At 52.0% G+C, this 13423-nt stretch carries 15 protein-coding genes; 7 read left to right on the top strand and 8 right to left on the bottom strand.

Going from position 1 to position 13423, the window contains the following annotated elements; genetic code table 11:
* Positions 1-38: 38 nt before the first annotated feature.
* Positions 39-536 carry a hypothetical protein gene (locus tag IE076_RS14530; protein WP_209009137.1) on the top strand — a complete coding sequence of 166 codons (498 nt, stop codon included), beginning with the start codon at positions 39-41 and terminating at the stop codon, positions 534-536.
* A 94-nt stretch (positions 537-630) separates the two neighbouring features.
* Here the strand turns inward: IE076_RS14530 and IE076_RS14525 are convergent, their stop codons facing one another.
* From IE076_RS14525 to leuB, 3 genes are all read right to left on the bottom strand, one after another.
* Positions 631-1047: a hypothetical protein gene (locus IE076_RS14525; protein WP_189437518.1), complete on the bottom strand. Its 417-nt coding sequence runs from the start codon at positions 1045-1047 to the stop codon at positions 631-633.
* 363 nt (positions 1048-1410) lie between these two features.
* Entirely contained in the window at positions 1411-2211 is an 801-nt protein-coding gene (locus tag IE076_RS14520; protein WP_189437517.1) for an FkbM family methyltransferase, read from the bottom strand.
* A gap of 553 nt (positions 2212-2764) precedes the next feature.
* The gene (leuB, locus tag IE076_RS14515; protein WP_189437516.1) at positions 2765-3886 is read right to left on the bottom strand and encodes a 3-isopropylmalate dehydrogenase; all 1122 of its coding nucleotides are present in this window, start codon (positions 3884-3886) and stop codon (positions 2765-2767) included.
* Positions 3887-4074: 188 nt separating this feature from the next.
* Between leuB and IE076_RS14510 the strand changes: the two genes are divergently transcribed.
* The gene (locus tag IE076_RS14510) at positions 4075-4998 is read left to right on the top strand and encodes an NAD-dependent epimerase/dehydratase family protein (protein ID WP_189437515.1); all 924 of its coding nucleotides are present in this window, start codon (positions 4075-4077) and stop codon (positions 4996-4998) included.
* Positions 4999-5031: 33 nt separating this feature from the next.
* Here the strand turns inward: IE076_RS14510 and IE076_RS14505 are convergent, their stop codons facing one another.
* On the bottom strand, positions 5032-5427 hold the full coding sequence (locus IE076_RS14505) for a VOC family protein (protein ID WP_189437514.1): 396 nt from the start codon (positions 5425-5427) through the stop codon (positions 5032-5034).
* Between the two features lie 325 nt (positions 5428-5752).
* On the opposite strand from IE076_RS14505, the gene IE076_RS14500 reads away from it, so the two are divergent.
* Positions 5753-7132, top strand: coding sequence for an MATE family efflux transporter (locus IE076_RS14500; protein WP_189437513.1), 1380 nt, complete (start codon positions 5753-5755; stop codon positions 7130-7132).
* A gap of 47 nt (positions 7133-7179) precedes the next feature.
* On the opposite strand, the gene IE076_RS14495 is transcribed toward IE076_RS14500, so the two are convergent.
* Positions 7180-8070, bottom strand: a complete 891-nt coding sequence (locus IE076_RS14495) for a DMT family transporter (protein ID WP_189437512.1) — start codon at positions 8068-8070, stop codon at positions 7180-7182.
* A gap of 83 nt (positions 8071-8153) precedes the next feature.
* Here IE076_RS14495 and IE076_RS14490 point away from each other — a divergent pair, with 83 nt between their 5' ends.
* From IE076_RS14490 to IE076_RS14475, 4 genes are all read left to right on the top strand, one after another.
* Positions 8154-8495, top strand: a complete 342-nt coding sequence (locus IE076_RS14490; protein WP_189437725.1) for a winged helix-turn-helix transcriptional regulator — start codon at positions 8154-8156, stop codon at positions 8493-8495.
* A complete protein-coding gene (locus IE076_RS14485; protein ID WP_189437511.1) occupies positions 8492-8827 on the top strand; it encodes a VOC family protein in 336 nt (111 codons plus the stop codon). The genes IE076_RS14490 and IE076_RS14485 overlap by 4 nt, the downstream gene beginning before the upstream one ends.
* A 127-nt stretch (positions 8828-8954) precedes the next feature.
* Complete coding sequence (locus IE076_RS14480) at positions 8955-10388, top strand: amino acid permease (RefSeq protein WP_189437510.1); 1434 nt, start codon at positions 8955-8957, stop codon at positions 10386-10388.
* A complete protein-coding gene (locus IE076_RS14475) occupies positions 10385-11824 on the top strand; it encodes an APC family permease (RefSeq protein WP_189437509.1) in 1440 nt (479 codons plus the stop codon). The genes IE076_RS14480 and IE076_RS14475 overlap by 4 nt, the downstream gene beginning before the upstream one ends.
* 35 nt (positions 11825-11859) lie before the next feature.
* Here IE076_RS14475 and IE076_RS14470 read toward each other — a convergent pair whose 3' ends face one another.
* The 3 genes from IE076_RS14470 to IE076_RS22550 all read right to left on the bottom strand — a co-directional run bounded on the left by IE076_RS14470 (position 11860) and on the right by IE076_RS22550 (position 13397).
* Positions 11860-12567, bottom strand: a complete 708-nt coding sequence (locus tag IE076_RS14470; protein ID WP_189437508.1) for a carbonic anhydrase — start codon at positions 12565-12567, stop codon at positions 11860-11862.
* Positions 12568-12713: 146 nt separating this feature from the next.
* Positions 12714-13097 carry a RidA family protein gene (locus IE076_RS14465; RefSeq protein ID WP_189437507.1) on the bottom strand — a complete coding sequence of 128 codons (384 nt, stop codon included), beginning with the start codon at positions 13095-13097 and terminating at the stop codon, positions 12714-12716.
* A gap of 108 nt (positions 13098-13205) precedes the next feature.
* Positions 13206-13397, bottom strand: coding sequence for a hypothetical protein (locus IE076_RS22550; RefSeq protein WP_194539864.1), 192 nt, complete (start codon positions 13395-13397; stop codon positions 13206-13208).
* Positions 13398-13423 lie beyond the last annotated feature (26 nt).

Here is a 13423-nt window from a genome sequence, read left to right as displayed (position 1 = left end):
CCAGTCTGAGCGCAGCAATCAAACACAACGGAATAATGATGGATCTACTAGTTCAATTGCAAGCACTTGCTGCCGATCTCGAACGCTCACAGCTTCCCGAGATCTTCAAGTATGCATGGTGGGTCTATCCAGCTGTCAACACAACCCACATCATCGGTCTGGCCCTGCTGTTCGGCTCCATTGTTCCGCTGGATCTGCGCATGATGGGCCTATGGCGCTCCATCCCGCTTTACGATCTGGCACGCCCCCTCACCCGCATTGCTCTGCTGGGCGCCCTGATCGCGATTACAACCGGCGTATTCCTGCTCTCGGTCAAAGCCAGCGTTTACATCAACGCCCCGATCTTCTGGGCAAAGGCAGGCTTCTTCACGCTCGCTCTGCTCAACGCCCTGTTCCTGCGCTTCAACAAACCCTGGCGCTACCTGGCACAGGTGGACTCCCGCGGCACCATCCCGCGCTTCAAATCCGCCGGCTTTATCTCACTAGTTAGCTGGCTGGGCGTGCTCGCCTGCGGCAGAATGTTTGGCTATCTCTAAAGCCTCACCCACCGCCTGAAACAAAGAGAGCCAGTCCAGCACACCCATGCTGTCTGGCTCACTCAATCATCAAAACCCAGCAGGTTTACGCCACCTACTGCGCTCTCACATACACCGCTTCGTTGGTAAACGACCCTGCATCCAGCAGGTGGACAGTCTGATAGATCGTCAGCTGAGAACCGTCTACGCTCAGCTCACGCTTGGCGACCATGATGGTCAGCCCACCGCGCTTTGCCTCAGACACCAGATCACCGTCCGTGTTCAATGAAAGAGAAAGCGTGTCAGCAAATGGGTTTTGCGGCATCGGACGATCTTCCCCATCCGGAATACCGGAGAAGTTCGCCTCAACAGTCTCACCTTCGCTCTCGACGGTTTTCATGAAGAAGCCGATCTCGCCGTCCTTCTCGATAATCTTCATGCTGCCGCCCCACGGCACAGACCCCTGCTCATAATTTGAGACATCAGGATCCAGAATCCAGGTTCCGAGGAAGGGTCTTAAACGTTCATCCATGCTCTGTCTTCCAGCAACGCTTCTCAAAAGTAAACTCGATCCACGCTTATGCCGCAGTGCTGTTTTCAGTGCAACCACATCACGCTGCAAACTCCTGGAAATAACACCCACAGAACTGACCCAAACCCCGCACATCACCATCAGCACAGTCACCGTCCGTTGAACCCGACCTGCAAAGTTTGAAAAATTCGACAACCGCACTTATTAATATTCATTCTGCATTGATAATCCCGTGCAGAGATTTGTCATGGCGGTAAAACTTGAATTCGTTTTTCTAGCTTAAGTGGTTTTGCCAGAAAACTTTGTGACAGCGCACCTGCTATCTCATTTTATCTTCCTAAGAAAAGCCTATTATTAATCACATCAAAAATCATACCAGCAACTCGGTAAAGCATAGTCGGATTTTGCTGTGCTTGCCTCGTCAAGTGGATGCGGAAAAGTATTTGCAGGGCGGGAGTTCTCTATTCTGTCTCTCCGCAGAAATGTAAATTCCATTACCGGTGGTATAGCAAATCCATTTTTGGATCGAACAGGTAACGCACAATTATTCGGATGAATATGGACAACTTCAAAGTTCTCTAACAGCCGCCTGAAGATATGATAGAAAAGTTTGAAGGCAATAGGGTCCAGCAACGAAGGCAAATCATGAAATTCAATGACTATTATTCTAAATCGGGAGAGTATGGACTGATCGCTATCAAAAAGAACATCGTATTCCCCACATTCGATATCCATTTGTAAAAGCAGGTCACCCTTGTTAGGCGCACTCTGCTCTAGCCAACTGTCAAGCCGGATATAATCACCTGAATCTTCCACGCCAAGATATTTTTTCTGGAACGAGAACTTCGGGTTATCAACGGGAGGGCGATCCACCGAAGCATCAACTAAGAAAGACGGGATACCTCTTCCGGCCAACTCTTCCTCGAAACGGACAAACGGGCCTACACCGGGAGAAAAGCAGGCGGAAATCCCCTCTAAGTCATCTGGGATCAGATATCCCCCGTCTCCTGCGCCCCCAATGCGTATAAGTTCAAAATCTGTCATCTTGGGTTGCGCAAGTTTGGCAAACCGGCGCAAACTTTCAGCCGAAGTTTCCTGGCCCTTGTAAAAGGGTATCCCCGCCAAGCGAGCGACACGTTTTCTGATAGATTTTTTTAAATCCATTATCACTCTCCACCCGTACGCAGTAATAGAGCAACACTTAAACATCCAGTCGGACGACCAGTAACTAAAAGTTCTCGATTACGCTAGGATAAACTATGAGATAACCCAAGGTTCGGATACTAAACGATACAATCACTCGCATTAAAGTATGATAATAACTGTAATTGGTACCCATAAATTAAATATAACTGTTTCTTACTATTAAAATACAACTGAAGTATTCATAGAAAAGTATCCAATCCAGCTTGTTCTGATCATAGACAAATTGCCCTCATACTTCTGGTAAGGTTCTGTTCTTTTGTCGGCTGTGAGCCTTCAACATAATCGACATCAATATTAGAACGATGAGCGGTGCATGCGGGTCAATCAGTAAGTCACTACTGCCAAAAAACTCATCCAGAAAAAAGTGGAAACTGGCTCGGCATCACAAAGCCGACAACGCTGGCAGTTAGCGCACCAAGGACAATGCGGACTGCTACCAACAGCCCAATAAAAAACAGGGCTTCCGAACCAACGGAAGCCCTGCCTCAAATCTCAAAAATCATAGGTTAGTTTAAGCGGAGACACCTGCAAGAGCAGCCAGCTCTGCAACAATCGCATCACCCATCTGCGCGGTGGAGATAGTTGCTTCGCCATCTTTTGCGATGTCTTTGGTGCGCATGCCTTTGTCCAGAGTATTGGAGATTGCTTTTTCAAGCATGTCTGCCTCGGCAATCTTCTGGAAAGAGTAACGCAGCGCCATAGCAAAGCTTGCAATCATCGCAATCGGGTTCGCCGCACCTGTGCCAGCGATGTCTGGCGCAGAACCATGCACTGGCTCATAAAGTGCTTTGCGTTTACCGGTTGCTTCATCAGGAGCACCCAGAGATGCAGAAGGCAGCATGCCCAGTGAACCGGTCAGCATCGCCGCAACATCAGACAGCATGTCACCAAACAGGTTGTCCGTGACAATCACGTCAAACTGCTTCGGCCAGCGAACCAGCTGCATGCCACCGGCATCCGCCAGCATGTGGTCCAGCTCAACATCCGCATAGTTAGCTTTGTGTGTTGCAGTTACAACCTCGTTCCAAAGCACACCGGACTTCATCACATTGCGCTTTTCCATGGAGCAAACGCGGTTATCACGAGTGCGTGCAAGGTCAAAGGCAACGCCAGCAATACGCTCGATTTCGTAGCTGTCATAAACCTGCGTATCGATACCGCGCTTCTGGCCGTTGTCCAGCTCGATTATTTCCTTTGGCTCACCAAAGTAAACACCGCCAGTCAGTTCACGAACGATCAGGATATCCAGACCTTCAATAACTTCCGGTTTTAGAGACGACGCATCCGCCAGCGCTGGGTAGCAGATCGCAGGACGTAGGTTTGCAAACAGGCTCAGGTCCTTACGCAGACGCAGCAGACCAGCTTCCGGGCGAACCTCATAAGGCACGTCATCCCACTTAGGGCCTCCAACAGCACCAAAGATCACAGCATCCGCAGCCTGCGCTTTCGCCATATCTTCTTCAGAGATGGAAACACCGTGTGCGTCATACGCGCTACCACCAACAAGGCCTTCGTCATACTCGAAAGTGTCTCCGCCCTGCGCATTAAGCCAGGCGATAACCTTTTTGACCTCTTCCATGATCTCTGGACCGATTCCGTCACCAGGAAGAAGCAGGAGCTTGTTGGATGCCATGGGTCAATATCCCGTTATCTGCAAATTAAAGTTGACCAGTTGTGCCGTTTCACCCACGCCATTGCAAGGCTCAATATTTCAACGAAAATGGACAGGGCCTCAACTATTTTGCAGTAGACAGTTTTCTTTAATCCTCGCAGGATACACTCCCGCGCTCGAGAGAGGACCGTTATAAGGTACTGTACAATATGAATAAATTGTTAGTTATCGGTGGGTCAGGTTTTGTAGGGGCGTCCCTCATTCCGGCGCTGCTTTCGAAGGGCTATGATGTAACCCTGCTCAACAGAGGCTCCCGCCCCATAAAGGGAACGCAGCAGCTGGTCGCAGACAGAAACGACCCCTTTGCCATGCGACAGGCAAAGGACAGATTCGATGCTGTCATTGACACCAGCGCTTATACTAAAGAGCAGTCAGAGCTTGCCTTCAAAACCTTTGGCATTCATGCCAAGAAATGGATCCATCTCTCCACGGCAGCGGTTTACAAAGAAACCCACGACCACTTGCCAAGCGAGAAAGATCCAATTGGTGGCACACCCACCTGGGGTGCTTACGGTAAGAACAAATCAGAGGTGGACGATTTCCTGCTCAACCAGGAACACACACCAACTGTTGCCATCCGGCCCCCATATCTTTACGGCCCGAACAATGACATCGACCGTGAGCAATTTGTCTGGGCACGCGCACTAACAGACCGCCCGATCATCCTTCCATCAGACGGACAATCCAAACTGCAGTTCCTGCATGAGGAAGACCTTGCCAGTTTCATTGTGTATCTGCTGGCAATGCACGCCATGCCTACAGAAGCGATCAATCTGGCAGACCCACACATTCTAACAGCCGAAAAGTGGGTCCAGATGCTCTGCGAGATCGCTGAGGTCAAAGCGGAGATTCTCTACGGCAAGGACATTGCACCGGATGTCCCCGCGCGGGAGTACTTCCCGTTTCGGGATTGCGATAATGCACTCGATGTCACCAGATATCTGGAGAACTTCGACTGGCAGCCCCAGTACAAGCTGCGTGACGGCTTCACGCAGACCTTCAACAGCTACAGCAGAGAAGAGCTTAGGAGATACTCTCCTCCAACCCTTGCTGAAAAAGCAATCGAGTACTGAGGCTTAGCAAGACTCACCGAAAACGGAGAGCGGCTACTGGTATCGCCCGTGCCGCTGCAACACCTCAATCCGGTATCCGTCCGGGTCCGTCACAAAGAAGAACCGCGCCAGCAGCTTGTCTTCCACGACGAACTCTTTGATGTCTTCTGGCGCAAGCCCTTCTGTCTTAAAGCGCTCGTATTCACCATCCAGATCATCAACACAAAACGCTACATGGCCGTAACCATCACCCAATGAGTACGGCTCGCTTCGAGCTTTATTGACGGTCAGCTCAAGCTCGAAGTCATTCTCCGCATTGCGCAGATAAACCAGCGTAAAGCTGTCAAAATCCAGTCTCTCCGCCACGTCCAACCCAAACGCCTTGCGATAAAACGTAAGCGAACGTTTCTCGTCCAGAACACGGACCATCATGTGAATTGCTTTTGCCATGGAAAGACCTCTCGGCAGAATGGTTGAACAGGAGACGTAAATGATTGCAAAAGCAGTAGGTCGCAGGCACCGCCCCCGTCAACCGCAACATCACGCAATTTCAAACCGCAACCTGCCATTTCACAAATCTTGCTTAATTCAGGTGGACCACTTGCAGTGAAAATGCAGTCCATCTATGATCGCGCTGTGGTTAAGGCACCTGCCGCTCGCAAGCATACCGCTCTGGTGAAGCCTCATTTTTTATCCATCAAACCGCATGTTTTCAGCGGTTTACTGGCAACGCGAGCACCAGCATTTTTCCGCTTTTGAACCGAAAGCCGCTTTGATGTCTGAAGTTTCTTCTTCCAGACCGGACAATATTTTCCTGTCCGGCTCCATACCTTTGCTCTTTGCAAAAACTGCACTACCGATCAGTATCGTCATGATGGTGAACGGCCTGCACACCGTTGTTGATGCCTATTTTCTGGGAGCCTACGTGGGCACGCAGGCGCTAACCGGCGTCACACTCATGTTCCCGCTATTCATGATTTTGGTATCCCTATTCACCCTCGTGTCCAACGGGTTTGCCAGCATCTATGCCCGCGCCTTCGGCGCAAACAATCACCGCACCGCAAAGAAGGTCATCGACAGCTCTATCGCGCTCGCCCTGATCTTCTGCGCCCTACTCATTCTGGGCTTCCTCTCATCGGGTTTCCAGCTGGCCCTGTTCCTGACAAACGGCTCCAACGAACTTGCACAGATCGGTTATCAGTATATGGCGATCCTCATTCTGGGCTCGCCGCTGGGGTTCGTTCTGTCCATCAACATCGACCGGCTGCGCTGTGAGGGTCTGCTCCCCCTCATGACAGTCATCACGCTGAGTTCCGCAGTCCTGAACATCTTCTTCGACTGGCTTTATGTAGTTCAGTTCGGTTGGGGGGTCGCAGGATCAGCATATGGCACACTCACCGCCCAATTGCTGTCTCTGTTCGCAATGGTCGCCTACTATGCCTCAAAGCATGGTGAAGCGTCCTTCCTGAAGTGGCGCCCCGTCATCTTCCAATGGAAGTCCCTGATAGCCCTCGGCGTCCCGCAAAGTCTCGGCTACACCGGCGTTTCCCTCTCCGCCGCAATCACTCTCTTTGCGATCCAGCTTTGGGCGGGCAGCAGCTATGAAGCAACGGCTGGTGCATTTGGCATCGTGACCCGAATGCAGACCTTTACATTCCTGCCGCTGCTGGGCATCAGCATGGCCCTGCAATCCATCGCCGGAAACAACCACGGCGCCCAAAACCATGAAAGAACCGCACAAACGCTGAGAGTGGCACTCATCATCGCTCTCATCTATTGCGGCATCGTTCAGGCCATCTACTTCTTGCTGAAGTCCCAGCTGGGTGCGATCTTCGTCGACGACGCAACAATCATCGCTGAGGTAACCCGCATCACACCAATCGTTACCATGGTGTTCTTCCTCGGCGGACCATTGATGATGATAGCCATCTTCTTTCAGGCCATCGGCGATGCAGCGCGCTCCGGCATCCTTATGCTCTCCAGAACCTACCTGTTCGCAATCCCGCTAACCCTTTTGGTTCCCTATGCAATGGGAGAAACCGGCATCTGGTACAGCACCGTTCTGGCAGAGATCCTGACGCTTGGGCTAACGTTCATCATCGTGCTTGCCTACAAGAAAACACAGGCCCCGGCCATTGCAATAGCAAGCTCATAAGCATCCAGTGCCAGCAGCAAGCCAACTGCTGGCACAAAACAACGCCCCTAAAGCAGAATTACAGCCGTCCCCCCTAATGAAAGCGCTGCACCACCCCAAGCCAAGGGAGCGGGCATATTTCCAGTTCGCCACCAAAGCAACGGCAGAATGAAAACCGGAGACAACGAACCAAGAACACTGGCAACAGCTGCGTCATAGTACGTGTAAGCATAAAGCAGCAGCGAAACCGAAACGCCATATCCGATAAACCCCGGCAGCACCACGCGGAATAGCAACATCCAGCTCATCTGCGCGGACGCTCGAACCGTAGACAACGGCATCAAACCAACCAACGCCACAACAAATGCAGCGCCGGTAATCCGCACCGCAGAGGCAGCCAGAGGCTCAGTCCCGGCAAGCAACAGCGGCTTCAAAATAAGAAACCCGACCCCTTGCGAACCAGCCGCAACAAATCCCAGCAAAACTGCCAGCAGCAACCCACCGCTTTCCCACGCCGATTTTTCTTCCGATTCTGAACTTCCAAACAAAATCGCCAGACAGATACCAAAGAGAGCAATTGCAATACCCATAACCTCGGCAAAGCTCAGCGTCTCACCTAGAAACGCAAAGGCCAAAACCGCAACGATTGGCGTTTTTAGGGAAAGCAGCAATTCTGTTTGCCGAGGCCCAGCGCGGCGCAGGCATTCCATCATAGCGAGATTACCAACAATCACGCTCACAAAGATGCTCATCACGTACACCGGCCATTGGCTCCAGTCGACGCTCTGCCAGTATCCCAGCACTGTACAAATCACACACAGAATCGCACTGGATGTAAGCAACTGAATGCGGGTGAACTCAAAAACACCAACGCGTTGCAACGGTCGGTGGGCTAGCATTGAACCACACGCCCACCCCAAAGATGCAGCCATCGCGGACCACACTGCAAAAACAGCCATAGCGAAACTCTCCATACATGCTACAATATATGTAGCAATATCTCTGCTACAATAAACGTAGCAAAAAGGAAAGCCCTATGTCTGTGAAAATCCCAAAGGCAGGTGAGCCGGTTCGCGGCTCAACCTCTGGCAAGCCAATCATGGTCCTCTTTGATCTGCTGGGAAGAAGGTGGGCGCTCGGCATTGTCTGGAACCTTTCAACCGGCCCACAAACCTTTCGGGCGCTCCAGTCCAATTGTGCATCCGTTTCACCAACAGTACTCAACACCCGCCTGAAAGAACTGCGAGAATGCGGGATCGTCATGAAAGGCGAAAACGGTTACGAACTAACAGCAGAGGGCGATGAGCTGTTCACTTATCTGCAACCTCTCGGCCACTGGTCCCAAACGTGGTCACATGCTGCCAAACTGAAGGAAGACCAATGAAATTCAACCACATCGGAATTCCAACCAGAGGGTACTTTGAGGACGAAATCGCCCTTCCCCACCTACATATGACCGTCAGTGACCATAAGAACAATCCGTTCGGCATCCAGTGGCAACGGTTTGATGAGGATGCGCCCTACCCGGAGATCGTCAAGACGATGGCTCATGTGGCGTTTGAGGTGGATGATCTGCAAGAAGCCATCAGGGACCAGAAGGTGATCATCGAACCCAACTCCCCGATCGAAGGTCTGACAGTCGCGTTCATCGAGGTGAACGGCGCGCCTGTTGAGCTCATGGAAGTGGACCGCAACATTTGCAAAGAAGACATCTAGCCAAGTGCGCCCGACTCAACGACTAACAGCAACTTAACACCATCAAAGCGCTTCCAACGCGCGCTCTCAGTCTTTTTTCAGGCCCTCAATTTAAAGTTCAGGTCATCAAGGATTACACCGGTGGCCAATGCAACAGGACCAAACGCCCAGCACTGAACACAAAATTGCATTCATACCCTTGGTGCTGATCACCACAGCGCTGTTTTTAACCCTGCGCAATATGCCCATGATGGCAGAGACGGGCATGCAGATGGTCCTGCTCAACGCAATCACCGTCTTCGCCTTCCTTATTCCAACAGCGCTCATTTCCGCAGAGCTCGCAACCGGCTGGCCACAAAATGGTGTGTTCCATTGGGTTGAGGCTGCTTTCGGCACCCCCGTCGGTTTTGTTGCTGTGTTTTTGCAGTGGATCCAATCCATCTTCGGCGTCACATCCATCGTCGCCTACGCCACTGCAACACTCACGTACGCCTTTAACCCGGAACTGGGCTCAAACCGCTACTACATCACCTTCTCGGTCCTCACCCTGTACTGGGCTGCAACGCTGATCAACTTCCGCGGAACGGCAACCTCGGAGAAAATCTCCGGCTACGCAGTCTCCTTTGGCGTCTTCTTTCCATCCGCATTGCTCATCCTCTTTGGCATCTACTACTTGTTCTCCGGAGAAACCATCGCCCTCGATACCTCAGCAACCGTTGCAAACTGGATACCGTCCCTCTCCGACACCACCAGCCTTGTATTCTTCATGAGCTTTGTCTTCGGCTTTGTCGGTATCGAAGTCTCGGCCAGCCACGCAACCGAAGTCGAAAACCCGCAAAAGAACTACCCGCGTGCCATTTTCACCGCCGCAATAGCAGGCTTCATCATCACCCTTGCCGGTGGCCTTGCCGTGTCGCTCATTCTTGAGAAAGGCAATATCTCCAACATCAACGGAGCCCTTCAAGCGTTCTCCGCCTATCTGAACGCATACGGGCTTGCAACACTCACGCCCTTCATCGCCCTGCTCGTTGCCGTGGGCGCAGCAGGACAGGTCAGCACCTGGATTGTGGGCCCAGTCAAAGGCATGTGGGCTGCCAGCAGAAAGGGACTGTTGCCTGAGCACTTCGCCAAAGCCAACAAAAACAACGTCCCCACAGCGCTCCTAATCCTGCAAGCCTCGCTCATCTCTCTGATCGCTCTAAGCTTCATTGTATTTGAGGATGTCAATCTGGTGTTCCTCATCCTCACCTCAACCGCCGTCCTGCTTTACTCCTTAATGTACCTGCTGATGTTCGTGGCAGCTATCCGCCTCCGCTACACCCATCCGCACATCCCGCGCCCCTATAAAGTGCCCGGTGGTAATTGGGGGATCTGGCTACTTGGCGGTATCGGCATGCTAACCGCAATAAGCTGCTTTGCCATTGGGTTCATTCCACCCCCTGCTCTGCCATTCTCATTGGAGAACTTTGAACGACTGATGATCATAGCTGTCGTTCTCGCCCTGCTGGTTCCGTTGGGTATCTGGTTCCTGCATCGCAACAACATCAAACACGCCTCACCGGACAAGGGGCGTAAAGAATGAGCAAAGCTGCACAGACCCAACCAAGGCACCACATAACGCTTTGGAACTTGGTGTTTATGACCACAGCACTCTTCATGACCATGTTGAACATGCCGCTCATGGCACAAACCGGCATGAAGATCCTATTCTTCAACACGGCAGTGGTCTTCTGCTACATCCTGCCCATCGCGCTTATCTCCGCAGAATTGGCAACAGGCTGGCCAAAGCATGGCGTTTACACATGGGTGCAGGAAGCCTTCGGCACGCCGATTGGCTTCATGGCAATTTTCCTGCAATGGTTCCAGTCCATCTTTGCAATGGTGGCAACCGTTGCCTACACCACCGCAACCCTCGCATTTGTTTTTGACCGCCCCGACGATGAAAGCCCATGGCTCATGTTTGCAGGCACGATCATAATCTACTGGGGCGCTACGCTGGCAAATTTCCGCGGCACACGAGTAGCCAAACGCATCTCCAGCTACTGCCTGCTGGCAGGCACCATCTTTCCGTCATTGCTCATGATCACCCTGGGCCTGCTTTACGTCACCGGTCCCGCGCGCCCTGTCATTGACGTCAGCATCACAACAGCCAACGTTATTCCGTCACTGGCTGAAACCTCGACCCTGTTCCTCTTCCTAAGCTGCCTCTTCGGCTTTCTGGGAATGGAAGCCTCAGCTGGTCATGCCACCGAGGTTCAAAACGTACGGCGCACCTATCCGATCGCGATCCTCATCGCCACATCCATTGGCTTCTCAATCTCCCTCCTCGGAGGCCTAACCATCGCTATGATCCTCCCGGCAAACGAGATCTCAAACACACTGGGTGTTTTGCAAACTTATACAGTGCTGCTGGCCCACTACGGCGTACTTGATCTGTTGCCCATCGCAGCAATTCTCATCGCCATTGGTGCTGCAGGACAGGTCAGTACTTGGATCGCCGGTCCTGTCAAAAGCCTTGCCGTCGCCGGACGCGATGGCATGTTACCCAGATTTTTGCAGAGCTCAAATTCCCACGACATGCCTGTGCCTCTCATGCTGGTGCAAGCCACCATCGCCACACTCATTGCAACAGCTTTCGTACTGCACCCGAATACCAACGAGGTGTTCCTGTACGTCGCATCCACAGCCGTCCTGCTTTATTCCCTCATGTATTTGCTGCTCTACAGCACTGCCATCAGACTGCGCTACAAATACCCTAATGTACCGCGCGCCTATAAGGTCCCATTTGGCAACTGGGGCATCTGGGTTCTGGGCAGCATCGGCTTTTCCATCTCGCTCATCGCCTTCATCATCGGCCTGCGCCCGCCAAACCAACCGGATTTGCTGGCCAGCACCTATCTCTCAATCATCATTCCTGGTGTTTGCCTGACCCTCAGCGTACCGCTCATTCTCTGGAAGATCAGACGCACCAGCTGGAAATCTGGCAAACAAACAAAAAAGCCGCGCCCTACACCGTAGAACGCGGCCTTACAAAACATCTCAAATCAGCAGGTTTATTTGCTCTCTGCAGCTTCTTTGGAAGCCTGCGTCTCTGCGGATTGTTCCTTTAGGCGCGGCAACAGATCCTGCGCATCCTCAAAGACCTGAGTTTCTGAGTTCATGACCCGCAACGTGCCGGACCCGATATCAAACCACGCACCATGGATATGCAGCTCTCCCTTGGCGACCAGCTCCTCGACAAACGGGAAGGTCATCAGGTTCTTCAGGCTCTGGCGAATACCAGCATATTCCAGCGCAAGCTGAGGGTCTTCGTTCTTGTCAACCGGAGTACAGGCCAGCGTAATCGCAGCTGGTTCCAGCATCTTGATCCACGGACCAACAAACTGGCCGGTTTCACTGAGCTTGCCGTTGCTTTCACGGAACGCCTGAACACCACCACACTTGCAGTGGCCCAGAATGACAAGGTGCTTCACCTTCAGGCCAGACACAGCATACTCTAGTGCTGCACTGGTACCGTGCGTGCTTCCACCCTCAACAAACGGCGGCACAAGGTTCGCTATGTTACGAGCTACAAACAACTCACCCGGCTGCGCATGGAAAATACCTTCAGGCGTGACCCGGCTATCACAGCACGAAATCACCATCACCTGCGGTTCTTGCCCATAGATGGCGAGGTTTTGATATTCCTCCTCGAGCTGACTATAAATGCGCTCTCTATAAAGGTTATATCCAGTCAGCAGTTCTTTCGGAAAATCAGTCATGCGTCGCCATCTCGTTATTGCCACTACTGCTTGCCTATATAGCTAAGGCAAACCATCTTTCAACGGGTAATAAAGACAAGAAAACGGAAGTTTCTTGCATAGACTTATCAGCAGGGGCACTGCCAGTGGTGTAGACGGAAGAATAATCAGCCTTTGCGAGCGGTCACTTCTATCTCAACCTTCATCTCTTCTTTGATGAGATCGCAGATAACCATCGTCGCTGCAGGGCGAATTTCTCCAAAATACTCACCAACAACCGCGAAGACAGCCTCAACGTGGCTCCGGTCAGTCACGTAATAGCGCGCGCGCACCACATCTTCCAGCGAGCACCCGGCTTTCGCAAGCGCCCCCTTAATGGTCTCCAGCGCATTAACCGCCTGAGCTCCCACATCCTCTGGCATCTGCATGGTAGAGTAATCATAGCCGGTGGTGCCGGAAACATGGACGAAGTCACCATCAATAACTGCGCGAGAATACCCAGCTGTCTTTTCAAAGGGTGAACCTGAAGAAATTAGGGTTTTCTTCGACATAGCAACCTCCCTGAACTCAAAACCACATGCCGCAGCAAAACTGCCAGCAGCATTCGACGACGGTAGAATACTACCGGTGTAGTTCAGATCAATTGAGAAATTGGCCCTTTATTCCTGATTAGTTGACGAGAAAAAGCAGCTCAAGCCAAGAGCGCTCCATAAGGCCAGACCAATCCAGTACATCACCGGGTCTGCGGACTTGTAAATTACGTCGTAGAGAAACGTGTATCCCTCATAGAGCCCCCACACGACCCATGCCAGCAAAACAACCCCTATAACCCTCCAGAACAAGCTCACCATGGGCCCAAACCTCCATCCCCCATGAT

The organism is Pseudovibrio japonicus, from assembly GCF_014651595.1.
In the GTDB taxonomy this organism is placed as follows: domain Bacteria; phylum Pseudomonadota; class Alphaproteobacteria; order Rhizobiales; family Stappiaceae; genus Pseudovibrio; species Pseudovibrio japonicus.
The sequence above is the reverse complement of the archived record's forward strand: the minus strand, read 5'-3'. Positions and strand labels throughout refer to the sequence as shown.